This window comes from Actinomyces sp. 2119 (assembly GCF_003591215.1).
Lineage (GTDB): Bacteria > Actinomycetota > Actinomycetes > Actinomycetales > Actinomycetaceae > Actinomyces > Actinomyces lilanjuaniae.
On sequence record NZ_QYRR01000006.1, the window covers coordinates 281,867 to 306,299 of the forward strand.

The 24,433-nt window shown below is 70.7% G+C and carries 20 protein-coding genes; 5 read left to right on the plus strand and 15 right to left on the minus strand.

Going from position 1 to position 24,433, the window contains the following annotated elements; genetic code table 11:
* Positions 1-12: 12 nt before the first annotated feature.
* From nuoK to D4740_RS09340, 12 genes are read right to left on the minus strand one after another with little or no spacing between them, the layout of a single operon-like run.
* Positions 13-318, minus strand: coding sequence for an NADH-quinone oxidoreductase subunit NuoK (gene nuoK, locus D4740_RS09285; RefSeq protein ID WP_119836644.1), 306 nt, complete (start codon positions 316-318; stop codon positions 13-15).
* Positions 315-1,493 carry an NADH-quinone oxidoreductase subunit J gene (locus tag D4740_RS09290; protein ID WP_119836645.1) on the minus strand — a complete coding sequence of 393 codons (1,179 nt, stop codon included), beginning with the start codon at positions 1,491-1,493 and terminating at the stop codon, positions 315-317. Before D4740_RS09290 ends, nuoK begins: the two co-directional genes overlap by 4 nt.
* Positions 1,490-2,221, minus strand: coding sequence for an NADH-quinone oxidoreductase subunit NuoI (gene nuoI, locus D4740_RS09295; RefSeq protein ID WP_119836646.1), 732 nt, complete (start codon positions 2,219-2,221; stop codon positions 1,490-1,492). Before nuoI ends, D4740_RS09290 begins: the two co-directional genes overlap by 4 nt.
* On the minus strand, positions 2,214-3,674 hold the full coding sequence (gene nuoH, locus D4740_RS09300; protein ID WP_119836647.1) for an NADH-quinone oxidoreductase subunit NuoH: 1,461 nt from the start codon (positions 3,672-3,674) through the stop codon (positions 2,214-2,216). Before nuoH ends, nuoI begins: the two co-directional genes overlap by 8 nt.
* Positions 3,671-6,493: an NADH-quinone oxidoreductase subunit G gene (locus D4740_RS09305; protein ID WP_119836648.1), complete on the minus strand. Its 2,823-nt coding sequence runs from the start codon at positions 6,491-6,493 to the stop codon at positions 3,671-3,673. Before D4740_RS09305 ends, nuoH begins: the two co-directional genes overlap by 4 nt.
* A gap of 3 nt (positions 6,494-6,496) precedes the next feature.
* A complete protein-coding gene (gene nuoF / locus D4740_RS09310) occupies positions 6,497-7,858 on the minus strand; it encodes an NADH-quinone oxidoreductase subunit NuoF (RefSeq protein WP_119836649.1) in 1,362 nt (453 codons plus the stop codon).
* Positions 7,855-8,649 (minus strand): NADH-quinone oxidoreductase subunit NuoE, encoded by a 795-nt coding sequence (nuoE, locus tag D4740_RS09315; RefSeq protein WP_119836650.1) that lies wholly within the window; start codon positions 8,647-8,649, stop codon positions 7,855-7,857. Before nuoE ends, nuoF begins: the two co-directional genes overlap by 4 nt.
* A complete protein-coding gene (locus D4740_RS09320; protein ID WP_119836651.1) occupies positions 8,649-10,031 on the minus strand; it encodes an NADH-quinone oxidoreductase subunit D in 1,383 nt (460 codons plus the stop codon). The genes nuoE and D4740_RS09320 overlap by 1 nt, the downstream gene beginning before the upstream one ends.
* Positions 10,031-10,828: an NADH-quinone oxidoreductase subunit C gene (locus D4740_RS09325; RefSeq protein WP_119836652.1), complete on the minus strand. Its 798-nt coding sequence runs from the start codon at positions 10,826-10,828 to the stop codon at positions 10,031-10,033. Before D4740_RS09325 ends, D4740_RS09320 begins: the two co-directional genes overlap by 1 nt.
* A complete protein-coding gene (locus D4740_RS09330) occupies positions 10,825-11,439 on the minus strand; it encodes an NADH-quinone oxidoreductase subunit B (protein WP_396027240.1) in 615 nt (204 codons plus the stop codon). The genes D4740_RS09325 and D4740_RS09330 overlap by 4 nt, the downstream gene beginning before the upstream one ends.
* Before the next feature lie 21 nt (positions 11,440-11,460).
* Entirely contained in the window at positions 11,461-11,820 is a 360-nt protein-coding gene (ndhC, locus tag D4740_RS09335; protein WP_119836654.1) for an NADH-quinone oxidoreductase subunit A, read from the minus strand.
* Positions 11,817-13,187: a geranylgeranyl reductase family protein gene (locus tag D4740_RS09340; protein ID WP_119836655.1), complete on the minus strand. Its 1,371-nt coding sequence runs from the start codon at positions 13,185-13,187 to the stop codon at positions 11,817-11,819. The genes ndhC and D4740_RS09340 overlap by 4 nt, the downstream gene beginning before the upstream one ends.
* Before the next feature lie 295 nt (positions 13,188-13,482).
* Here D4740_RS09340 and D4740_RS09345 point away from each other — a divergent pair, with 295 nt between their 5' ends.
* Positions 13,483-14,202, plus strand: a complete 720-nt coding sequence (locus D4740_RS09345; RefSeq protein WP_119836656.1) for a demethylmenaquinone methyltransferase — start codon at positions 13,483-13,485, stop codon at positions 14,200-14,202.
* 64 nt (positions 14,203-14,266) lie between these two features.
* On the opposite strand, the gene D4740_RS09350 is transcribed toward D4740_RS09345, so the two are convergent.
* From D4740_RS09350 to D4740_RS09360, 3 genes are all read right to left on the minus strand, one after another.
* Positions 14,267-16,102: a S1C family serine protease gene (locus tag D4740_RS09350; RefSeq protein ID WP_119836657.1), complete on the minus strand. Its 1,836-nt coding sequence runs from the start codon at positions 16,100-16,102 to the stop codon at positions 14,267-14,269.
* 171 nt (positions 16,103-16,273) lie between these two features.
* On the minus strand, positions 16,274-18,241 hold the full coding sequence (locus D4740_RS09355) for a thiamine pyrophosphate-binding protein (RefSeq protein ID WP_259390767.1): 1,968 nt from the start codon (positions 18,239-18,241) through the stop codon (positions 16,274-16,276).
* A 188-nt stretch (positions 18,242-18,429) separates the two neighbouring features.
* Entirely contained in the window at positions 18,430-19,482 is a 1,053-nt protein-coding gene (locus tag D4740_RS09360) for an o-succinylbenzoate synthase (RefSeq protein WP_119836658.1), read from the minus strand.
* 242 nt (positions 19,483-19,724) lie between these two features.
* Between D4740_RS09360 and D4740_RS09365 the strand changes: the two genes are divergently transcribed.
* From D4740_RS09365 to D4740_RS09385, 4 genes are all read left to right on the plus strand, one after another.
* Positions 19,725-22,442, plus strand: a complete 2,718-nt coding sequence (locus tag D4740_RS09365; protein WP_182911381.1) for a hypothetical protein — start codon at positions 19,725-19,727, stop codon at positions 22,440-22,442.
* A 59-nt stretch (positions 22,443-22,501) separates the two neighbouring features.
* Positions 22,502-22,921 (plus strand): hypothetical protein, encoded by a 420-nt coding sequence (locus D4740_RS09370; protein ID WP_119836660.1) that lies wholly within the window; start codon positions 22,502-22,504, stop codon positions 22,919-22,921.
* 204 nt (positions 22,922-23,125) lie between these two features.
* On the plus strand, positions 23,126-23,947 hold the full coding sequence (locus D4740_RS12905) for a hypothetical protein (RefSeq protein WP_182911382.1): 822 nt from the start codon (positions 23,126-23,128) through the stop codon (positions 23,945-23,947).
* Positions 23,948-24,204: 257 nt separating this feature from the next.
* Positions 24,205-24,423 carry a hypothetical protein gene (locus tag D4740_RS09385; RefSeq protein WP_119836662.1) on the plus strand — a complete coding sequence of 73 codons (219 nt, stop codon included), beginning with the start codon at positions 24,205-24,207 and terminating at the stop codon, positions 24,421-24,423.
* Positions 24,424-24,433: the final 10 nt, after the last annotated feature.

Here is a 24,433-nt window from a genome sequence, read left to right on the forward strand (position 1 = left end):
CTCTCAGCCCTGTCAGCTCTTGAGCAGGTTGACGTCGTCAACCGACGTGGACCTGCGGGTACGGAAGATGGACACGACGATGCTCAGGCCCACTACGACCTCCGCCGCAGCCACGACCATGACGAAGAAGGCGAAGACCTGGCCGGTGAGGTCGCCGTGAAGACGGGAGAAGGTCACCAGGACGAGGTTGACGGCGTTGAGCATGAGCTCGACACCCATGAGCTCGATGATCGCGTTGCGCCGCAGCAGCACGGTCAGCGCACCCAGGGTGAACAGGACGCAGGCCAGGACGATGTAGGCAGCGATAGGAAGAGTCACTGGTCCCCCTTCTCCTTCTCCTCGGTGTCCTCCTCAGCGGCCTCAGCACCCTCGGCCGCCTCCTGCCCGGATGCTGGGCTTTGCGAGGTGTCACGCAGCACAGGTGAGGGTGCCACCGGCTGCTCGACGACAGGCGGGGCCTGGCCCGGCATAGAGGACATCCCGGACCGACCCACTGCTGAGCCGTCGCCAGAGCCGCCTGCGGCCTCCTTCCCTGTGGTCCGGGAGCCGGCCTGGCGTTCAAGAACCTCTCCCGCGCGCTGGGCCACCCCCATCTCAGGGGAGACCTCCGACAGCTCCATGCCCTGGCCACGGGCCCGTAGGACGCGCGGCACGGACTCAGTCACCTCCTGACCGTCAGCACCCAGCGCCGGGGCGGCCACGGTATTGGTCGAGGCGTAGACACCCGGGACCGGCTTCTGCCCCGGGTGCGCCCCGGTGGCGGCGTAGGCCCGCATCTTCTCCTCGGCTATCTCGGCCTGGCCGCGTCGGGCACGGACCCGCTGGCGGTGCGTCAGCGTCAGGGCGCCCACGGCAGCGACAACCAGGAGGATCCCCGTCAGCTCCATGGTCACCACGTGGTCCCCGAGGAGGACCTCGGCGATCCGGTCCGGAGTAGAGGCGTCTCCACCCTGCAGGCCCGTCGCAGCCGGGAGGGGGGAACGGTGCAGGACGGCAGCCAGGAGGGTCGCCAGCCCCAGGCCCAGCAGGCCGATGAGAGGGAGCTGGTAGGAGCCCCCGGCACCCGCCACAGGCTCCTCCCCGCCCACGCCCACCAGCATGATGACGAACAGGACCAGGGTCATGACCGCCCCTGTGTAGACCACCACCTGGGTCATGCCCAGGAAGGGCGCCTCGTTGGCGATGTAGAGGACGGCCAGAGAGATCATGATGCCGATCATGTTGACAGCCGCCACCACGGCACGCCTGGCGGTGAGCACCCCCAGGCCGCAGGCCACCGTGACCAGGGCGACCACGACAAGCAGGACGCTCTCCCCTACCGACAGGGTGCCAGCCTCGCTCAGGGCGGTAGGTACTGCGGCTGAGACAAAGGAAGGCACCGTGACAGAGGCGGTGACGGCGGTGATAGACGACGCCAGGGACGACACGAGGGACGAGGCGGCAGACGGCACGGCAGCTGCCAGGACCAGGGCTAGGACGGGAAGGAGGCTCATCGCGCGGCCTCCCTGGCCACGTCGGACCCGCTGCCAGGACCGTCACCGGCGACCGGGCGGGCAGTGGACAGGGTGGGGTCCTGGGGGCGGGCCTGTCTCACCCAGTCGATCTGCGCCTGGGTGGGACCGGTGACCGCGCCCCGGTAGTAGTCGCCGTCCTCGGTCCCCTCCACCATCGGGTGCGGAGGTGCCACGGCGCCTGCGGGCACGGGAGCCAGGAGGTCGTCCTTGTCGTAGATGAGGCCGGTGCGAGTGGGGCCGACAAGCTCGTCGAAGTCGGTGGACATGGTCAGAGCACGCGTCGGGCAGGCTTCGATACACATGCCGCAGAAGATGCAGCGCAGGTAGTTGATCTGGTAGACGCGCCCGTAGCGCTCTCCCGGCGAGTACTGGGCCCCCGGCTCGTTGGAGGCCGCCTCCACGTAGATGGCGTCGGCCGGGCAGGCCCAGGCGCACAGCTCGCAGCCAATGCACTTCTCCAAGCCGTCGTCGTAGCGGTTGAGCCGGTGGCGCCCGTGGAAGCGGGGCATGACCTGGGCCGGCTCACGGGGGTACTGCTCGGTGACGACCGGGCGGAACATGGAGGAGATCGTGACCCCGTACCCGGCGACGGGAGCAAAGACCCGTGCCAGGAGGGAGGGGGCGTCACGCTGCCACCGGTCGTGGTCGGAGCCGCCCTGGGACTGCGGGCCGGAGGGGCCGCGAGGGGCGGTGGGCTGGTCAGTCATCAGGTCCCTCCTGGGCGTCGGCCGTGAGGTTGGTGGTGGACGACGGCAGTGCCGCTGCGTCCTGGGAGGATCGGTGCGAGGAGAGGTGGCCGTCCTGGTCCCGCACCCTGCCACGCCGGGCTCGCGGGGATGGCGGAAGGTGCTGGCCGGGCAGGGGCGGCACAGGGTAGCCGCCGACAAAGGCCAGGTGCTCCTCCCCGGGGACAGTCACCTCGGCCAGGTCGCTGTCATCCCCGGTACGCGCACCGATGAGCTGCGGCTCCTCAGTCCCGTCCTGCTCCTGGCTGTCAGGCAGCAGGAAGAGAACCACCATGGCCACGAGGAAGACGACGGCGAGCACCAGCAGCAGCGACTGCACCGAGACGCCGGAGAAGGTGCGGTAGGCCTGGACCACGGCTACGAGCACGAACCAGGCCAGGGACACCGGGATGAGGACCTTCCAGCCCAGCCTCATGAACTGGTCGTAGCGGATGCGCACCAGGGTTCCACGGGTCCAGATCATAAAGAACATGACCACCCACACCTTGGCAACGAACCAGAGCATGGGCCACCACCCGCTGTTGGCCCCCTCCCAGAAGCTGGCCAGGAGCACCGACCTCCAGCCTCCCAGGAACAGGGTGACGCACACCGCCGAGACGTTGAACATGTTGATGTACTCCGCCAGGAAGTACCAGGCGAACTTCATGGAGGAGTACTCCACCATGTGCCCGGCCACGAGCTCACCCTCCGCCTCTGGCAGGTCAAAGGGGAGACGGTTGACCTCTCCGACCATCGAGATCACGTAGATGACAAAGCTGGGGAGCATGGCCACCGCCCACCAGACCCTCTCCTGCGCGGAGACGATACCGGAGGTGGACATCGTCCCCGAGACCAGGAAGACAGTGAGGATAGACAGGCTCATGCTCAGCTCGTAGGAGATGACCTGGGCGGCACTGCGCACAGCCCCGAACAGGGGGTAGGTGGAGTGGGCAGACCACCCCCCCAGGATGATGCCGTAGACCCCGAAGGCGGTGATAGCCAGGATGTAGAGGACGGAAGCGGGGAAGTCGGTCAGCTGCAAGGGGGTGGTGTGGCCGAGGATGCTCACCTGGGGTCCGAAGGGGATGACCGCGTAGACCATGAAGGCGCTGAACGCGGCAATGACGGGAGCCAGGAGGTAGATGGCTCTCTCGGCCCCCCGCAGCCAGAAGTCCTCCTTCAGGATCAGCTTGCCCGCGTCAGCGACCGCCTGGAGCAGCCCGAAGGGGCCGTTGACGTTGGGACCCAGCCGGGTCTGCATCCGGCCGAGCCCACGCCGTTCCACCCACAGGACCATGAGGACGCTGAGGATGAGGAAAGCGACGATGAAGACCGCCTTGATGACGGTGAGCCACCAGGTCTCCTGAGAGAAGTCGGCGGCCACGCCTCCGGCACCCGGCTGGGTGGCAGTCGCGAGGAACTGGGTCGTAGTCACCTGGGGACCTCCGCACTGGTTGAGACGCTCACGTAGGAACCGTGCCCTGCCGCCAGGGTCTGGTGTACGACAGAGCCTGCTGAGCACTCCGGCAGCCACACGGAGCCGTCAGCCACACCACCCACGACAGCCGGCAGCGTGACCGCCCCCGCCTCCGTGGAGACCGTGACAGGCTCGCCACCGACCAGCCCCAGCCCGGCAGCAAGATCTGCCCCCACGCGTGCCACCGGGCGCATGGCGGTGGCAGCCAGGAAGGGCTCGCCCTCCAGGAGGCGCCCGGCGTCCAGCATGGGCTTGTGCGTGGCCAGCACCGCAGGCAGGGCGTTGCCTGGCGCCACGTCTGCTGAGACCTGGTCCGCAGCGTCCACGGCGGCGGGAGCCGACGACGCCGAGGAGGAGCGGGAGGCGCCGTCCCCCGGCCGCCCCTGGGTTTCAGGGACGCTGACAGTGTCAGGCCGTACCCCGTCCCACAGCCCCAGCTCGGCGTAGGTGGCGTGGACAGCCTCCAGGCTGTCCACGCCCAGGTCCGAGCCCATCTCCGCAGCCAGCATGCCCAGGACCTGGCGGTCGGTACGCGCGCGAGAGACGTGGGCCTGGCCGAAGGGACGCACCCGCCCCTCCCAGTTGACAAAGGTCCCGTTCTTCTCCACGGCCGGCGCGACGGGGAGGACGACGTCGGCGTACCTGCTGACCTCGGTGCGACGCACCTCCAGCTGCACCAGGAAGCCAGCACCGCTCAGGCCCCTGTCAGCCAGACCGGGGTCGGGCAGGTCCCGCAGGTCCACGCCACCGACGACAGCGCCCTTGAGGCTGCCGTCCTCCAAGGCGGACAGGATGGCTCTGGTGTCACGCCCTGGTGCACAGGGAAGGTGGTGGCCCTGCTCCAGGCCCCACGCCTGCTCCACCTGCGCCCGGGCAGCGGTGTCGTCCACGGGCCTGCCCCCGGGCAGCAGGCCCGGCAGCAGGCCTGCCTCCACACCACCACGCTCGCCGGAACGACGCGGGACCCAGGCCAGCCGGGCACTGGTGGCCCTGGCCAGGGTATCCACGGCGGTGAGCAGTCCCGGTACCGCAGCGGCCCGCTCCCCCACCAGGATCGTGGCGCCCTCGGACGACAGCGCCTCTACCAGCCCTGGGTGGCTGGTACTAAGGCCCTCCACCACCCGGGTCTCCTGCCCGGGAGCGCTAAGGACCACGGTCGCGTCCAGCTTACGGGTCCCCCTGGTCAGGCTGGTCGCCACTGTCGCCACCGCGACGCCTCCGGAGCGCACCCCCTTGCGCAGTCGCAGGAACAAGGCTCCGCACTCGTCCTCGGGCTCCAGCGCCACCAGAAGCACCTGCCCGGCAGTCTCCAGGGACCGGTAGGTCACCGCTCCCAGGCCGGTGCCCGCCACCCGGGCGGTCAGGAAGGACTCCTCCTCGGCGCTGTGGTCGCGCACACGCTGGTCGATGTCGTTGGTCCCCAGGACGGCCCGGGCGAATCGGGACCAGGCCCAGCCGTCCTCCAGGGTCAGGCGCGCCCCGGGCAGCAGCCCCACACCGCCGTCGGCCACGGCCTGGGACAGGCCGCGGGCGGCCACGTCCAGGGCGTCAGACCAGGAGGTGGGGACCAGCTCGCCGGTATCCTCCTCGCGCACCAGCGGCACGGTGAGACGGTCCTCCTGGGAGGACCAGGGGAAGGCAAAGCGGTCCTTGTCGGTGATCCACTCCTCGTTGACCTCAGGGTCATCGCCTGCCAGGCGCCGCAGCACCACTCCGCGCCGCATGTCCACCCGGATAGCGGAGCCGGAGGCGTCGTGCTCGGTCACCGAGTCGGTAGAGACCAGGTCCGTGGGCCGGGCGCGGAAGCGGTAGCGGGCGCTGGTCAGCGCGCCGACAGGGCAGATCTGGATGATGTTGCCTGAGAAGTAGGAGGCGAAGGGACGGCCGGAGACGTCCAGCTCCTCAGCACCGTGACCGAGCCCAGGACCTGCGGCCAGGCCGCCGACCACGGCGGGGTCTCCCCCGGGGCCCGTGGCGGAGCCGTCCCCGGCCAGCCCGTGCGCACCGCGGATGGTCTGCTGGCCCGCCTGGCCCGTGTCCCCCGGCTGCCCGGCGTGGTGGGGGTCGTGGAAGTCGAGCACCTGGGTGTCGAAACGACCGACCTGCTCAGAGTACAGTCCCCCGGAGTGCTCGGCACGGCCGTCCATGTCCACGCACGGGTGCCCGCCGCCACGCCCTTGCAGCGCGATAAAGGGGTCGCCGGGAATCTGGTCGGCGAAGCGCACGCAGCGCTGGCACAGGATGCAGCGGTCCCGGTCCAGCAAGATGTTGCTGGTCAGGCGCAGGGGCTTGGGGAAGGTCCGCTTGACGTCAGTAAAGCGAGTGGCCGACTGGGCACCCGAGGCCATGAGCTCTAGGGCCTGGTTCTGTAGCGGGCACTCCCCGCCCTTGTCGCACACGGGGCAGTCCAGGGGATGGTTGACCAGGAGGAACTCCATGGTCCCGGCCTGGGCCTTCGCAGCGACCGCGCTGGTGGCCTGGGTGGAGATCTCCATCCCCTCCATGGCGGTCATGGCGCAGGAGGGCTGGGGCTTGGGCATGGGGCGCACGACCCCGTCGCGCCCGGGCATAGCCACCTCTACCAGGCACTGACGGCAGCTGGCGGAGGGAGCCAGCAGCGGGTGGTCGCAGAACCGGGGGATACGCACCCCCACCTTCTCTGCCGCGCGGATCAGCAGCGTGCCCTTTTCCACGGTCACGGGCATGCCGTCGATGGTTATCGAGACCATCTCGACGGCAGGCTCGCTAGCAGGCGTGGTCGCAGTCGTCTGGGTCATAGCTCACCGTGTGCTTTCGAAGGTGGAGGAGGCGGCGTAGGGGAAGAGCTCGCTGGCAGGCGTGGTGTAACCCGCCTCGAACTCTGTGCGGAACCTCGCGATACCGGACAGGACCGGAGTGGCTGAGGCGTCGCCCAGGGCGCAGAAGGAGCGGCCCGCGATGTTGCCCGCGATGTCCTCCAGCTTGTCCACGTCCCCGGGCAGGCCCCGTCCCGCCTCCAGGCGCAGCATGATCTGGCGCATCCAGTAGGTGCCCTCGCGGCAGGGTGTGCACTTGCCGCAGGACTCGTGCTGGTAGAACTCGGTCCACCGGGTCACCACGCGCACCACGGAGACGGTGTCGTCAAAGACCTGGAGCGCCCTGGTGCCCAGCATGGAGCCGGCACCGACGACGGACTCGTAGTCCAGGGGGACGTCGAGCTCCTCAGGACCGAAGATCGGGGTCGAGGACCCTCCCGGGACCCAGAACTTCAGCTCGTGGCCGGGACGGACACCGCCGGAGAGCTCGATGAGCTCACGCATGGTAATGCCGAAGGGGGCCTCGTACTGGCCAGGGCGGACGACGTGCCCGGAGACGGAGAAGATCCCGTGCCCCTTGGACTTCTCCGTGCCCATGGCCGAGTACCACCGGGCTCCCCGGGCCAGGATCCCCGGGACAGAGGCAATGGTCTCCACGTTGTTGACTACTGTGGGCCTGGCGTACAGGCCCGCCACCGCCGGGAAGGGGGGCTTGAGGCGGGGGTGGCCCCGACGCCCCTCCAGGGAGTCCAGCAGGGCGGTCTCCTCACCGCAGATGTAGGCTCCCGCGCCCGCGTGGGCGGTGATACGCAAGGGCTGGTGCCCATCCAGCCCGAAACCCGTCTCCAGCAGCCCCGCCTCGGCGGCCTCGCGCACCGCAGCCAGGAGGCGACGATAGACATGGGAGACCTCTCCGCGCAGGTAGATAAAGGCGTGGTCACAGCCGATGGCGCGCGAGGTGATGGCCACGCCCTCCACCAGCGCCTGAGGGTTGGCCATGAGGGTCGGGATGTCCTTGCAGGTCCCCGGCTCGGACTCGTCGGCATTGACCACCAGGTAGCGGGGACCCCCGTCAGGCGGGGGCAGGAAGGACCACTTCAGCCCGGTGGGGAACCCCGCGCCCCCGCGCCCGCGCAGGCCGGACTCCTTGACCAGCTCTACCAGCTCCTCGGGGGACATGGTCAGCGCCCGCTCCAGGCCCTGGTAGCCGCCGTGGGCACGGTAGGTCTCCAGGGTCCAGGACTGCTCGACGTCCCACAAGTCGGTGAGCACCGGGGTCAGGGTGCCCGCAGCGGTGTAGCCGAGCTCCACGGCCTCCTCCGGGGTGCTGGCAGGCGTGTCGCTCACTTGCTGTCCTCCTCACTGGTCTCCCGGGGGGCTGTCCACCCTTGGCTGCGGGCGAGTCCCAGGCCCTGGAGAGAGGGCTGCCCCGCTCCCGGTCCCTCCTGTGCCCGGCCGTCCTCGAAGCCCGCCAGCAGCCGCTCGTTCTCCCGGAAGGTCGGCACCGTCTCGGGGCCTCGCGTGGGGGTCACGTCCTCACCCCGCTCCAGGGCCTCCACCAGGGCCACAGCGCTGGCAGGGGTCTGACGGTCGAAGAACTCCCAGTTGACCATGACCACGGGGGCGTAGTCGCAGGCGGCGTTGCACTCCAGCCGCTCCAGGCTGATGGTGCCGTCCTCGCTGGTCTCGTCGCTGCCCAGCCCGGTGTGGTCCGCCACGGCCTGCCAGACCTCGTCCCCGCCCATGACAGCGCACAGGGCGTTGGTGCACACCCCGACGTGGTACCTGCCCGCCGGGTGGCGGCGGAACTGGCTGTAGAAGGTAGCCACCGCGCTGACCTCGGAGCGGGTGAGGGCCAGGCGGTCCGCGCACAGGGCGATGCCCGCCGGGGAGACGTAGCCGTCCACGCTCTGGATGAGGTGGAGCATGGGGATAAGCGCGCTGCGCTCGTGGCCGACCGGGTAGCGTGCGATGATCTCAGCGATGTCGGCGTCGAGCCGGGCCAGGACCTCGGGAGCGTAGCCCAGGGCGGAGGCCGTGACGGCGAGGTCGGCCTCCTGGCCGTCGGCCCCGGCGGGGACCTGTGGCACGGCCGCGCCTGCTCCTGCGGCACCGTTGGCGGTCTCAGTGGTGCTCATCAGCGGTCCACACCTCCCAGGACGGGGTCGATCGAGGCCAGGGCGGGGACGAGGTCGGCGATCATGCCGCCCTCCCCCATCATGGCCACCGACTGCAGGTTGGAGAAGGACGGGTCCCGGAAGTGAACCCGGTAGGGGCGGGTCCCGCCGTCGGAGACGGCGTGGACGCCCAGGACGCCCTTGGCGTGCTCCACCGTCTGGTAGACCTGGCCCGCCGGGACCCGGAAGCCCTGGGTCACCAGCTTGAAGTGGTGGATGAGGGACTCCATCGAGGTACCCATGATCTCGCGGACGTGCTCCAGGGACTGCCCCTGGCCGTCGGTGGCGATCGCCATGCGGGCGGGCCAGGCGATGGTGGGGTCGGCCACCATGGTGGTGTTGGAGGGATCGGTGCCACGAGCACTGATGTCCTCCAGGCGGTCCAGGCACTGGGAGACGATCCTGAGCGACTCGTAGGCCTCATCCAGGCGCAGACGCAGGCGGTTGTAGCAGTCAGAGCGGTCGTAGACGGGGATATCGAAGTCGTAGGTCTCGTAGCCGCAGTAGGGGCTGGTGCGCCGGATGTCTAGGGGGTAGCCAGCGGCACGCAGGCAGGGCCCGGTCAGCCCCAGGGCCAGGCCGCCCGCGAGACTGATCTCTCCCACCCCGATGAACCGGGACTTAAGAATCGGGTTCTCCATGAGCAGCAGCTCGAGCTCGTGGATGTCGTTCTTGATGTCCGGCATGACCGAGCGCACAAACTCCGTGAAGCCTTCGGGGAGGTCCTGGGCCAGCCCCCCGGGGCGGACGAAGGCGTGGTTCATCCTCAGGCCGGAGACCATCTCAAAGGCCTTGAGGATGTTCTCGCGGCACCGGAAGGCGATGGTCATGAGCGTGGTACCACCCATCTCGTTGCCCCCGGTACCCACCGCGACCACGTGGGAGGCGATGCGGTTGAGCTCCATGAGGAGCACACGGGTCACCGTGGCCTTCTCCGGGACGTCCTCGGTGATCCCCAGAAGCCTCTCCACCGCCAGGGCGTAGCCCACCTCCTGGAAGAAGGGGGCCACGTAGTCCATGCGGGTCACGAAGGTCTCGCCCTGGACCCAGGTGCGGTACTCCATGTTCTTCTCGATACCGGTGTGGAGGTAGCCGGTGCCCACACGGACCTCGGTGACAGTCTCCCCGTCAACCTCCAGCACCAGACGCAGCACTCCGTGGGTCGAGGGGTGAACCGGGCCCATATTGAGCACGATGCGGTCGTTGCGTAGACGGTCGGCCTCGTCGCGCGCGGCGATCTGGGCGGCGACCTCGTCCCAGTCCCCCCCACTGAGGGTGAACTGCTCTGCCCCTGCGGCCAGGTTGTCGGTGGCCGGGCCGGTGGCGTGAACGGTGGTACTCATCAGCGGTAGGACCTCCGGGTGTCGGCAGGCGGGGTGGTAGCGCCCCGGTACTCCACGGGGACACCGCCCAGCGGGTAGTCCTTGCGCTGGGGGTGGCCCACCCAGTCGTCGGGCATGGCGGTACGCGTCAGGCTGGGGTGTCCGTCGAAGACGATCCCCATAAGGTCCCAGGTCTCACGCTCGTGCCAGTCGTTGCCCGGATAGACGGACACGACGGAGGGTACGTGCGGGTCGGCCTGGGGGCAGGCGACCTGCAGGCGCAGCTGGCGTCCGCCGTGAGTCAGGCTCATCAGCTCCAGGCAGGCGTGGAGCTCGCGCCCCGCAAGCTGGGGGTAGTGCACGCCGCTGGTACCCAGGCACAGCTCGAAGCGCAGGTCCTGGTCATCGCGCAGGGGGCGGACCACGTCGAGCAGGTGCTCCCGGGCAACGAACAGCGTGAGCTCGCCGTGCTCGACCACGACCTTCTCAACAGCCTCGGCCGGGTCCACCCCGGCAGCGACCAGGTCCTCAATGAGGTGGTCGACGACGTCGTCGAACCAGGAGCCGTAGGGACGCGTAGCGGCGGGAGCCAGGGTGGTGACCTCTCGGTGGCCCCCGTAGCCGGAGGTGTCCCCGGCGTCAGCAGCGCCGAACTGGCCCGTGCCGGTGAAGATCACCTCGGCCCGCAGCTCGGGACGCACGGGGGTCCCGGGCACAACCTCGGCAACAGCGGGAACGGCTGCCACAGCCCCCTGGCTACCCTCAGCACCCTTGCCAGCAGCGGGGTCGGCAACGGTCTTGCCAGTCGTGTCACTCATGCCAGCTGCCCCTTCATCTCGTGGAGGGGAGCGGCCTCCAGCGCGGCGGCCTCCACCGCCCGGGCAATCTCCTCACGGTGGCCGAACAGCGGCTTGCGCTCCACCTGGCGGGTCAGCTCCAGCATGGCGTTGAGCAGCATCTCGGGGCGCGGAGGGCAGCCGGGCAGGTAGATATCCACCGGGACGATGTGGTCGCACCCCTGGACGATGGCGTAGTTGTTGAAGATCCCACCGCTGGAGGCGCAGGCCCCCATGGAGATGACCCACTTGGGCTCCGGCATGGAGTCGTAGACGTTGCGCACAATGGGTGCCATCTTGTGGGAGACACGGCCGGAGACGATCATGACGTCGGCGTGGCGCGGCGATGCTCGGAAGACCTCCCACCCGAAGCGCGACATGTCAAAGCGGGGGGTACCCGCCGCCATCATCTCAATGGCGCAGCAGGCCAGCCCCATGGTTACCGGCCACATGGACCGGGCCTGCGCCAGGCCTGCCAGCCGCTCCACAGTAGTGAGCAGGAAGCCGGGCGAGTCCACCTCGCTGGCTGCCTGCGCGTAGGGGTCGTCCCGCTTGGAGGGGATGGACGCCATGAAGGCGTTGTGCTTCTTCATGCTCATGACCAGCGTCCTTTCTCAGTCCCAGTCCAGTCCGCCACGGCGCCACTCCAGGACGTAGGGCACCGTGATCAGGGCGATGAAGACAAGCGCGGCACTCAGCCCGAAGAACCCCAGCCGGGCGAAGGCCGTGGCCCAGGGGTAGAGGAAGACCACCTCCACGTCGAAGATGATGAAGGTCATGCCCACCAGGTAGAAGGAGACGGGGAAGCGGCCGTGCTCGGTGTTGGCGGGGGTAGGGTCGATACCGCACTCGTAGTTGGCGACCTTGACCCGATTGCGCCGTCCCGGGCTGATGACGGCGCTCAGCGCGAGCCCCCCGACGGCGACCAGAAGAGCCACCCCGGCCATGATGAGCAGTGACGCGTACGGGTTCATGCTGAGGGCACCATCCTTGTCAGGAGCTGGATGAGGCGGTCGACCCCGTCGCCTCCGCGACGTTCCCAACCGTCCGAGAGAAGCTTGGTCACGACCCGCATGAGGCGTTTGCGCGGCAGCCCGTAGCGGGTGCACAGGCGCATCACCTCCGGGTGCTCGATCAGGGAGACGAAGACCCGTCCCAGGGTGTAGTAGCCCCCCATCTCCGCAGCCAGCGCCCGAGGGTACTGGGCCAGGGCCTGCTCCCGGCCCGCCGTGGTGGAGCGTGCCGCCCCCTGGGCAGCCGCCTCGGCAGCCAGCCGCCCCGACAGGAGCGCCTGGGCGATCCCCTCCCCGTTGAAGGGGGACACCATGCCCCCGGCGTCACCCAGCAGCATGAGGCCACGCTCGTAGTGGGGCCTGCGGTTGAAGGCCATAGGCAGGGCCGCGCTGGCCAGGCGGCCGACCTGGTTGTCCGCAGTCAACTCCCAGGAGGCAGGGACGTTGCGCATCCAGGCGGCGAAGACTGCCCGGTAGTCGATGCTGCGGGAGGCGGCGGCCGAGGCGCTAGACGCCACCGACCCCAGGCCGACGTTGACCAGCCCGTCCCCGACCGACCAGATCCAGCCGTAGCCCGGCAGGAGGCTGCTGGCCCCCGGCGGGCCGTCCCACAGCTCGAGCTGGGACTCCATCCAGGTGTCCTGGGCGCGCGGGGAGCGGAAGTAGGCGCGCACCGCCACCCCCAAGGGCCTGCCACCGTCCTTGGTGCGGCCCACGGCCGTGGCCACCCGGGCTGAGACGCCTCCCGCGTCAATGACTAGCGGGGCCGTGAAGGTGGTCGGCCCCTCGATGGCAGGCTGTGCCACCGAGCGCGAGGGCCGGGCCTCCACGCCGGTAACCTGGCCTCCCCCGGAGGACACCGGCGCGGTGACGGTGACGCCAGTGAGCAGCCGCGCCCCGGCACGCTGGGCGTGGCGGGCCAGGTCCTCGTCAAGGTCGCAGCGCCGCCTGGCCAGGCCGTAGGAGGGAAAGGAGGGCTGCTCGGGCCAGGGAAAGTGGAGCCTGTGACCCCCGCCGACGACCCGTAGGCCCTCGTTGCGCTGCCAGCTCGAGGTATCAACCCCCATCCGGACCAGCTCACGCACCGCCGAGGGGGTCAGCCCGTCTCCGCAGACCTTGTCCCGGCCGAGCCGACTCCTTTCCAGGAGCAGGACGTCCAGGCCGAGGACCGCCAGGTGGTAGGCGGCCGCGGACCCGGCGGGGCCCGCTCCGACGACGATGACGTCAGCCTCTCGCTCGTCACGGCTGACAGCACCTGCCCTCTCAGGAGCCGGGGTACCGGCAGACCGGGCGGCGCGACCGCTTAGCGCCGTGGTCGCCGTCGTCATTACGTCCCCTCTCCTGCACCTGAGCACGACACGCACCACCCTTGGGACCTTCCCCTCGGGAGACGGTGCTGGACCGACTCTACCCAGGGCGACCCTTCCATTTGACCGCACTACCGAGACCGGGGTCTTTCGTTGCCGTGCCGGGAAGACGGGGCAAGCCTCCCACAGCTTCCCCCGCCCCTGTTGCGCACGAATTACGACTTAGCGGAATGACGAATTTCCCTTCCGTCCTCCCCTCCGCACCCCGGGCCGCCCCTGGGCCCAGGACACGGCCCCGGCCTGAGATGATGTCCCCATGAGCCCAGCCTCCCGCCGAGCCAGTCTCGCCAAGGACCCCGGCGAGGTCGCCTCGATGTTCGACGCCGTCGCCCGCCGCTACGACCTCACCAACGACCTCGCCAGCCTGTTCCAGGTACGCATGTGGCGTGCCGTCACCCGCGCCGCCGTGGAGCCGGCGCCGGGCAGGAAGGTCCTGGACCTGGCTGCCGGGACGGGAACCTCCGCCGCCGGGTACGCCGCCGCAGGAGCCCAGGTCCTCGCCTGCGACTTCTCCGCCGGAATGGTCGCTGAGGGCCGACGCCGCCACCCCGGTGTCCACTTCGTGGTCGGGGACGCCATGAACCTCCCGTTCCCCGACGCCTCCTTCGACGTCTCCACGATCTCCTACGGTCTGCGCAACATCCAGGACCCGCTGCGCGCCCTGAAGGAGATGGCCCGCGTGACCCGGCCCGGGGGACGGCTGGTGGTGGCAGAGTTCTCCACACCTGTGCACCCCGTGCTGCGTCGCCTGTACCGCTCCTACCTGGGCACCGTCCTGCCTGCGGCCGCGCACCTGGTGTCCTCCAGCAGCCAGGCCTACGACTACCTGGGCGAGTCGATCCTGGCCTGGCCCGACCAGACCGGGCTAGCCCGGCTCATGCACCAGGCCGGGTGGCGCGGTGTTGGCTACAAAAACCTCTCCGGGGGGATCGTCGCCGTGCACCGGGCGACCCGCCCGCAGGACCGACAGGACTGAGCCCGACCAGTAAGCTGGTCGGCACCTGCCCCGAGCAGGACTAGCCCGGGCAGGCTGGGCGCGCTCAGGAGTCGGGGCGCTCCGCGAGCGTCACCTTCACGTCGCGCGAGGACCCGTCACGGATGACTGTCAGCGTGACTGTGTCCCCAGCAGAGTACTGGCGCACAAAACCTGTCAGGGCGGCGTCCTGGGCGGTGGTCTTGCCGTCGATGGCCACGATGACGTCACCCTTCTCCAGCCCTGCCTCGTCGGCAGGGGAGCCGGACTCCACCGAGGTGACCTCGGCTCCCCCGCGTTCCTCCCCGTCCGCCTGAGCCGTGCCGTTGGTGAGGCCCACTCCCAGGTAGGCGTGGGTGGCGGAGCCGGACTCGATCAGCTGGTCGGCCACCTTCTTGGCGAGATCGCTGGGGATGGCGAACCCGATGCCGATGTTGCCTGAGCTGTCGGCGATGCTGGCAATCGAGCTGGTGATACCGATGACATAGCCCTTCTCGTCGAAGAGGGGCCCTCCGGAGTTGCCCGGGTTGATGGCCGCGTCAATCTGAATGGCGTTGGTGTACACGTTCGCCCCTGGGCCTGAGGCGCCGGAGTCGTCCTCGGAGTTGACCACCGGGCGGTTGAGGGCGGAGATGATCCCCGTGGTAGCCGTGGAGGACAGCCCCAACGGGTTACCGATCGCCATGACGTCCTGGCCGGTGACCAACGAGTCCGAGTTGCCGAACTGCGCCACGGTCAGGTCGTCGGGGGCGTCCACGATCTGGATGACCGCCAGGTCGGTAGCCGGGTCGGTACCGGTGACCTCGGCCTCGTACATCCGTCCATCCGCGAGGGTGACGTAGAGCTGGCGGGCTGTAGAGACGACGTGGTTGTTGGTCAGGACGTGGCCGGAGCTGTCGTAGATAACTCCCGAGCCCACGCCCCCCTCGCTGTCGCCGCTCTCGAAGGTGATGGCGACAACGGCGTTGGACACTGCCGCGACAACCGCCTCCCAGTCCGGGGTCTCGCCCGCGGACTCCACGACCTGGGTCGTGTCCCCGGTAGCGATCGCCGTGGGCGCTGTCGCGGACGCGGCGGGGGAGTCAGAGCCACCGCCGAGCACGGAGCTGACGGCCGCGCCGCCTCCGGCTCCCAGCAGGACGGCCACCGCCGTGGCTCCTGCCAGGGCGCCCCACCCCGGGCCCCGGCGCCGCTCGCCGCCCGAGCCTGACGCCACGGCCGGGCCGACAGCGGGAGCGGCCGGGTCCGGGCCTGTCGTAGCAGAGGGGCCCGCGGCGGGGTAGGGCGCAGCAGCGCCGTAGGACGCCGTAGGCGCTGTGGCAGGCGCTGTGGAGGGTGCTGAGGCTGTGGAGGCCGTGGAGGCCGTCGGGGCAGCGGAGGCCGCAGAGGTAGTGCTGGTAGCGCCGACGGCACCGGCAGTACCGGTGGTGGCTGCCGAGGGGGCGGAGGAGCCGTAGGCGGGGGCGCTGTAGGAGGGAGGAGCCTGAGAAGTACCGTACGAGGCACCGTAGGACGCCCCGTAGCCGGAGCCCGTGGCACCGGCCCCTCCTGCTGTGGGCTGGGTCGCCGTCTCCCCGGAGGCGGCAGGACCAGCAGGCCGCGAGTCGCCCGGACGCGAGGAGGGCCGGGAGAAGTCGTAGCCACCGGGCTCCTGCGCGACACTGGGGCGGGCCTGCCTGGCCTGCTCAGCCCACCCAGCATGTCCGGGCGTCGGGACGCCGGAGGGAGGTGTCTCCGCCTGGTCCGGGTCCAGGGAGGACGGCACCACGGGGGAGGAGGCCGCCCGCTGCCCGTAGGGGAGGGTCTTCTCCTCCTCGGCATAGTCACCGTGGGAGACGGCCTCCTCCTGTCCGGAGCCGACCGGACCGTACCCGCTAGGAGTGGTGTCGTCGTTGCTGGTCATATATGTTTCCTCCTTGAGCCTGCGGCTCCACGGCCCGTCGCCCAGAAGCCAACACCGGCTTCCTGAGGCGCCTCCGACGCGAGCCTGGGCGTCCGCTGTGGATCGTGTAGCCGTCGCGCACCAGACACGTGGGGGAGCCGCTGGCAGGCAGCCGCGTGCTTCCTTCCGTTCCTATCCGTCCGCCCAGGAGGATACCGAAGAACCCTGGCGCACCGAAGCCTCCCGGATCACAATAACGCTGAGCCCCTGCACCGGCTGCTCCAGCAGGTCCCGCAGCTCGGCCGTGCCGGAAGGTAGAAGGGTACGGGCACCAGCGGCCCGGGCCAGCTGCGCCACGTCAACGGCCTGGGGGGCGGCAAGGAGCCGCTCCAGGCGCTGGCTGTCGACGACGTCGGCGTACTCCAGGCCGCGCAGGATGCTCCCCCCGGAGTCGTCGATGACCACGACCTGGAGGTCCGGCTCAGTCTCGGCGGTCCCGTGCACCAGGGACATGGCGTCGTGCAGAAAGGTAAGGTCCCCCATGACCGAGCGCACCGGCGCGCGCGAGCCCACGGCCAGGCCGACAGCAGTGGCCACCGTGCCGTCGATCCCCGCCAGGCCCCGGTTGGCGACAGCGCGGGGAACAGCCGGGGAGCCAGGCGCGGCGCCGGGGGCGCTGCGGGCGCCGTCCGGATCGCCCTCCAGGGGCTCCTCACGGCCTGCGGGCGCGGCGAGCCGATCCAGGCGGCGCACGGTCATTGAGGAGCCCACCATCAGCAGAGGCGCCCCCGGCCTCAGGCAGGCCTGCCACACCGCCTCCACCGCCTCGTCGGCGGCACCTGGCCGCACGGCGGGCAGGGCGGCCACCGCGTCGTGCCAGGAGCGCAGCCACCCCGGAGGGGCCGCGCCCAGGCCGCAGGCCCGAGCCACGAGCAGCGCCAGGGAAGGGTCGTGGGGCAGGCCAGGACTACGCGACAGCGTGGTGGGGTCGATGTGGACGACCTCGCTCGCAGTCCCGGCGACATCGGTCCAGCGGGCGCGCTCGGCCAGGACCGTCACCGCCAGGTCGTGGCGGCCCAGGAGCGCGGAGACAGGTCGGCTGAGGCTAGGATGGCCGACCACGACGACGTGCTCGGCACGGGAGGCCAGCTCCTGCCCCGCCTGGGTACCCAGGAGCTCGGCGTAGCGTGCCAGGGCGCTGGGGCCGCCCCGGGCCTGGGAGGTTGGCTCGGCCAGCAGCGGCCACCCCAGTGCCTCAGCCAGGGACCGGGCCGTGCGCCCGGTCCCCGGGTGCGGGGTGTCCCCGGCTACGACGAGCCCCCGGGTGCTGGCAGGAGCACCCCGGTCAGCCAGGTCAGCCGGGCCCGGGAGACGCAGGTCCGGCAGACCCGGGACGGCCGCATGCAGATCCGTGACGGTGCCAGTCATGGGTCGGACGGCGGCGTCGCCAGGGTGCCCGGGCGCAGGGCGGGGAGAGGTAGCGGGACGGTTGGCGGTCTCCACCCCCTGACCAGGGGCGGACGGCTCTCCCGGCTCCTGCTGAGCCGGAGGCACCAGGGGGGCCAAGGGCGGGCGGAACCGGGTGTTGACCAGAACCGGGCCGGGGTCGCGGGAGAGTGCGCCCGTGGCAGCGGCGACGGCGCTGCGCACCTGCCCGGCCACGGCGGCCGTCCCCTCCCGTACCCCCAGGTCGGCCGTGAGGTCGGCGGGCAGGTCCACGACGGCACGCACCGCGTCGGCAAAGACCGAGGTCTGCTGCATGGTCTGGTTGGCACCGGTGCCGACCAGCTCGTGGGGACGGTCTGCGCACACCAGGAGGAGCGGGACGCCAGCGGCGTCGGCCTCGCACGCGGCAGGGTGGAGATTAGGCACCGCCGTCCCGGAGGTGGTGACCACGGCCGCCGGGAGCAGGCGCCCCTCCAGGGCGTGGGCGCGCGCCATCCCCAGGGCCATGAACCCGGCACTGCGCTCGTCGAGGACCACGCGCAGCTGCACACGGCCGGCCTCGGCGGCATCGGCCAGCGCCCAGGCCAGAGGGGCATTGCGCGACCCCGGGCACAGCACGGCCTCACGCACCCCCTCAGCCAGGAGCGCGGCCACGACCGCCCGGGCCAGCACCAGCGAGGGCGGCTGCGTACCTGGAGGCGTTGAGAGGGTCACCGGCACAGGATACGGACCGGGTGGCACGCCAGCCGCGAACCCCCTCACGGACGCCCTGTCCGCCTACAGCCTGTCCGCCCGCAGCGACAGGCCGGCCCTGTCCCGTCCGCACCGCCGAGGCCGTGACCTACGTGACACGACCACCTGAGCGACCGCCTGGCAGCCGAGGCCTTCGTGAGGCCCCTGTCTCACATGGGCAGACCGGCGACGGCGGCGGCAGGGTCACGGGCCTCGCGCTCACGACGTGCCCGCAGCGCCCCCAGAAGGTGGGTCAGGCGCACCTGCCACCGGGTGGTGAGGTCGTCGTGCGCCGCAGCAGCCTGCAGGAGGGCGGTGGAGACGCGGGGGGTGCGCACCGTCAGCACCCCGTCGGTGGGAAGGGTGCTGGGTTCAGCGACGTCGCGGCGCAGCATCCGGACCGTGCCCAGCCCGCAGGCGTGCCCCAGGACCGGCAGGGTCGAGGCCAGGACCGCCCCGGCCCCCACCCCCACGGAGGTGTCCAGTGCGGAGGAGACCACGGCGGGAAGCCCCAGGCGCTCGGCCAGGTCGAGCGAGCGATGGATACCACCCAGGGGGGCGACCTTGAGGACGGCGACGTCGGCGGCCATGCGGCGCGCCACGCGCAGAGGGTCCGCGGACAGGCGGATCGACTCGTCGGCGGCCACGCGCACGTCCACGTCCCGGCGCAAGGCGGCCAGGTCCTCCACGTCTGAGCAGGGCTGCTCCACGTACTCCAGCCCCCCGGCGGCAGCGTCCATGAGCGGCAGGACCGTGCGGGCCGTCTCCAGGTCCCAGGCACCGTTGACGTCAATACGCACCTGCCCGGAGCGCCCGACGGCGTCACGGACCGCTTCCAGGCGCTCCTGGTCGGCGGCCAGGGCCTGCGGGGAGCCGCTCACCTTGACCTTGGCGGTAGCGGCCCCGGAGGCGGTGACCATCTGGTGCGCCTGCCGGGCGCTGACCTCGGGGACGGTGACGTTGACGGGGACCGTCTCCCGGTAGCGCGGCGGGGCGACGTCCCCGCGTGCCTGGGACAGGCCTGCAGCCAACCAGGGGGCGGAGGCCTCGGCCCCGTGGTCCCAGAAGGGGGACACCTCCCCCCAACCGCCGGGACCGTGGAGGAGCACGCCGTCACGGCGGGTCAGCCCACGGAAGCGGGTCGACAGGGGGATGTCCCACGCGACGGCCCGGTCGATGCCGTCGAGAAGCCCGGTGGGGTCCTGCGCCCGCAGCGCGGCCATATCGATCTCGCCACCGAGTGACGTTGCTGGAGAGGTCACGGACCTAGAATACGAAAAGGTCACAGAAAACACCGCCGACCTGCGCCGGGGAGGTTCCTGGGCGTTGCCAGGGGCGCGCAGGCGGCGCGTGTTGTGACAGCGACCCCGCTCCGTTACAGTTCCGTGATTGCAGCCCCGTACCTGGTACCGACCTGCACCAGGCGGGACAGTAAGCCGACACCTGTGGCCGTGAGAGGACCGTGATGACTGCACCCGGGTACGGTGCCCCGCCGGGCGTACAGGCGCCACAGCCCCCTCCCCCGGCTCCCCCGGGAGCGGTCAGGAGCTACGGCGTGTGGCCCAGCCAGGCGGGCACGCCCCCGGCAGGTGGACCTGCGCGCACTCAGGCCTCCAGCGGGCAGGCCCCTCCGGGACGACAGCCTCCGGGGCAGGTGCCTCCCGCCTCTCCCCCACCTCCTCCTGCGCCTCCGTCCGCACCTGGCCCGGCCCCCGAGCCCGGCGGGGAGCTGGGCCTGGAGTGGTGGGAGGTCCTGGGGGCACGGCTGCGCCGGTGGCGCGGTCTGGCAGTACTGCGCCGCCTCCAGGTGCTGGCCGTGTGGGCGGCGCTGCCGCTGGTCATCGCGGCGGTGGTAGTGGTGCCCTCCTTGCGCTACAGCCTCGGGGCGTGGGCGGGGTGCCTGTGGGTGGTGGTGGCCTGGTTCTGGCTGGCACGCACCAAGTCGGTGCCGTGGCGGCTGGTCTCGGTGGTGTTTGCCGTCTCGGCGCCCTGGGCGGGGGTGGTGGCCTGGGTGTCGTCACGGCTGGTGGAGGCCGCCGATGTCTCGATGAGGTCCGTAGAGGCGCAGGTGGTGGCGGCTCCGCTGGTCGAGGAGCTGGGCAAGCTGGTGCCGCTGGTGGTCCTGGCCGTGGCGGCGCCGGGACGGGTGCGGCGTCTGCTGGTGTCCGACTGGCTGGTGCTGGGCGTGGCCTGCGGTGCCGGGTTCATGGCGATGGAGGAGGGCGCCAGGCGGCTTGCCTACATGGAGGCCACCGGGCTGGTGTGGACCACGATGGACCGGGCGTTCTGCTCCGTGACCAACAGCTCCGACATGATGGAGTGCATGGGGGCGACGACCTTCGGTCTGTCGCCTTTTTCCGGGGAGTCTCCGGCCGCGCTGTCCTTTGGCGGGCACGCGGTGGTCACCGGCCTGGTGGCGGCGGCCATCGGGGTGGGACGCCACCTGTGGTGGCGCTCCCAGCACCTGGAGGGCACGCCGCGCCAGGCGGCAGCCCTGCGGGCCGTCAGCGTGGTGCTGCCCGTGCTGACCTGGTGGGTGGCAGTGGTGGACCACGCGGGGCACAACGCCTCTACCGAGAACCTGACCTGGGCCAATACCAAAGGCGAGGCGCCCTCACTCGTGGTCGGGATCACCAGCACGCTCACCGGCGGGGGCGCGGGGCGCGGATGGCTGCTGCTGGCGGTGCTGGTGGCGGCCGCCGTCCTGGACGCGCGCATCCTGTGGGCAGGCGGGTACTCCACCAAGCTCCTGGAGGACGTCGGCGTGTACGACGGCGCCGTGGGCGGGGGCTGGCTGGGCGTGTGGCGGTGGCGGCGGATGGCCGCCCTGCCGCCTACCCGGTGGGGCCGGTGGAGGGCGGACGTGGTGGACGCGCTGCTCCTGCCCCTGGTCGAGGCGCGCCTGGCCTGGCGCGCCCTGGCAGCGGGTAAGGCGCTGGGGCGACACCGGCTGGCGGCCCACACCGTGGTGGGGCTGCGCCAGGCGCGCGAGCTGGCCGCACGCGGGGTCGCTGACAGCGGCCTCGGCCGCTGGTCCGTGGTAGCCCTGGCGCTAGTGGTCTCGGTGGTGGGGGTGGTGGTGCTGGCCGGGGTGCCGTCCCTAGCAGGCGGGCTGCGTGAGTCGCTGACCGCCCCGGGCGGGGTGTACCTGGCCAGCGTGCTGGACGCGCTGGGCACGTGGTGGGAGTCCCTGTCGCCCCTGGAGCAGGGCCTGCTCATAGTCGCCCTGGGCGCGGCCGTGGTCGCCTCCGGCGGCTCCCTGTCACTGGCCTTCACCGCGGGCACCTCCCTGGCCATGCTGGACTCGGCCCACACCGCCGCCGACCTGGCACGCGACCCCAAGGGCACCGTCTCCTCCTACCTGGCCACCCACACCCCCGCCGAGATCGCCGCCGACACCACCCTGTGGCTGGCCACCAAGGCCCTCGGCGGGGCCCTGGGCGCCGCCGGAGGCCTCCTGGCCCGCCACGCAGCCCGAGACCTGGCCGAGCCCCGCCTGTGGCGCAACGCCTCCCTGCTCGACGACCTCCTGCCCGGCCACGGACTCAGACCCGCCTACCCCCACCCCGCACCAGACCCCCGCACCCTGCGCCGCACCCACCACAGCACCCACCACACACACGACAGGCACAGAACACACAGGCCAGACAGGACCAGCCAGACACACAGCACACCCACAGCCGGGACACGACCCCAGCGAGCCAGACCCCAGCGGCCCAGACCCCAGCCCCAGGACTGGTCCAGCCCCGCCACCCGCCAGGCCTGGTACGACTCCATGAATACCCAGCGCAAGCCCGACACCACCGAGGCCTACCGCTACCAGCACCGCGTCCTGGGCACCGACGTCGAGCGGGAGCTCGTCGCCGACGACGGCACGACCAAGGTCATGGCTGACGCCGTCCTGCCCGACGGGACCGCCTACACCGCCTACGACGCCAAGCACACCAGCGGCGGACCGACCTCCATGTACGAGGGAACCTCAGGGGAGTTCGGGGAACTCATCATGCAAAGAAACTTCGACAAGGAGATGGAGCGCTACGCTCAGGTCATCGCCTCCCGGGGCAACCCCGTGAACCGCCTGGTCCTGGTCACCAACACCCCCCGTGCCCAGGCCTACCTCACCCAGCGCGTCCAGGCCCTCCTGGGACCAGACGCCCCCGTCGAGGTCCGCCTCGTCCCCTGACCCCGCACGACCAGACCAGCACAACCACCACCCGCAACCAGCAGAGAGTGAGGACCACCATGGGAGTCAACTACATGGTCGTGGCCATGGACCCGACCCAGCAGATGATCGACGCCGAGGCCTTCCTCCAGGCCGCCCAGCGCAGGTGGCCCGGGTGCCAGGCCGTCGTCGAGGACCCCGCCACCCACATCAGCGACGCCACAGTCGTCTCCCCACCCGACGCGCCCCCCTTCTCCGTGATCCACTTCCCCGACAACCGGTTCATAACAACCGACGCCCACCCCCAGGTCGCCGCCGAGATCGCCGCCTGGATACGCTCCCTGCACCCCGACCCCAGCCTCGTCCTGTGGTACACCGACGAGGGCTTCACCGGCCACACCGTCCTGACCCCCGGCATCACCCCCACCCAGATAGACCACCAGTGGGTCGACCACCGCGACCACGACCCCTACACCGAGTACCCCCAGTACGTCTACTAGACACCCGCACCCGTCGGCCCGGGCAACCCGCAAGCCAGGCCAGCCCCGCGACCTGGACCAGCCCACGGCCCCTGGCCCGGGCGGGGTGAGCCTGGCCAGCGTGCTGGACGCGCTGGGCACGACACCACACCACCACCCCGCCTCCTCCGCCAGCTCGACATCTAGGACACCACTAGCAGACCAGCACAGACAGCGAGGACCACCATGGGAGTCAACTACATGGTCGTGGCCATGGACCCGACCCAGCAGATGATCGACGCCGACACGTTCCTGCGCGAGGCCCAGAACAGGTGGCCCGGCTGCCAGGCCGTCGTCGAGGACCCGGCCCGCCTCATCAGCGACGCCACCGCCAACATCTCCCCACCCGACGCCCCCCCGTTCCGTGTGACCCACTTCCCCCACAACCGGATGGTCTCCACCGACGCCCACCCCCAGGTCGCCGCCGAGGTCGCCGCCTGGGTACGCTCCCTGCACCCCGACCCCAGCCTCGTCCTGTGGTACACCGACCAGGGATTCGCCGGCCACACCGTCCTGACCCCCGGCATCACCCCCACCCAGATAGACCACCAGTGGGTCGACCACCACGGGCCCGTCACCGGGCTCGAGACCAGCGGGCGGGTCAACCACGACGAGCCCGTCACCGGAGCGGAGACCAGGCAGACACCGCCCGACAGCGAGGACACCTACGTCGTCCAGTACCAACTGGTCACCGACAGCGGCAAGACGATCATGACTGACGACCTCCGCCCTGCCGGGACCACCTACACCGCCTACGAGGTCAAGTACACCCGCGGCGGGCCAGGTGCAGTTTACGAGGGCAAGGCACCCCCGCTCATCCAGGACCTAGCCATGAACGACTTCCATGACGAGATAAGACGCTACGGTGACGTGATCGCCTCCCAGGGCAACCCTGTCGCCCGCCTGGTCGTGATCACCAGCACGCCAGGCGCCCGGACCTACCTAGAGATGAGGATCCAGGCCGTCCTGGGAGAGAACGGCCCCTTCGAGGTCCGCTACATCCCCTGACCCCGCACAACCAGACCCACCTAGCACAGCCAGCAGCAGACAGCGAGGACCACCATGGGAGTTGACCACATGGTCATTACCGTCACGTCCCAGCAGCAGATGATCGACGCCGACACGTTCCTGCGCGAGGCCCAGAACAGGTGGCCCGGCTGCAGGGCATTCAGGTGGGACCCCGCCACCCACATCGCCGACGCCGCAGTCAATGTCCGCCCCACCGAGGCCCCCCCTTCTCCGTCAGGCACTTCCCCGACAACGGGATGGTCTCCACCGACGCCCAGCCCTGGGTGGCCGCCGAGGTCGCCGCCTGGATACGCTCCCTGCACCCCGACCCCAGCCTCGTCCTGTGGTACACCGACCAGGGCTTCACCGGCCACACCGTCCTGACCCCCGGCATCACCCCCACCCAGATAGACCACCAGTGGGTCGACCACCGCGACCACGACCCCGAGCAGGAGTACCCCCACTACTTCCACTAGACACCCACAC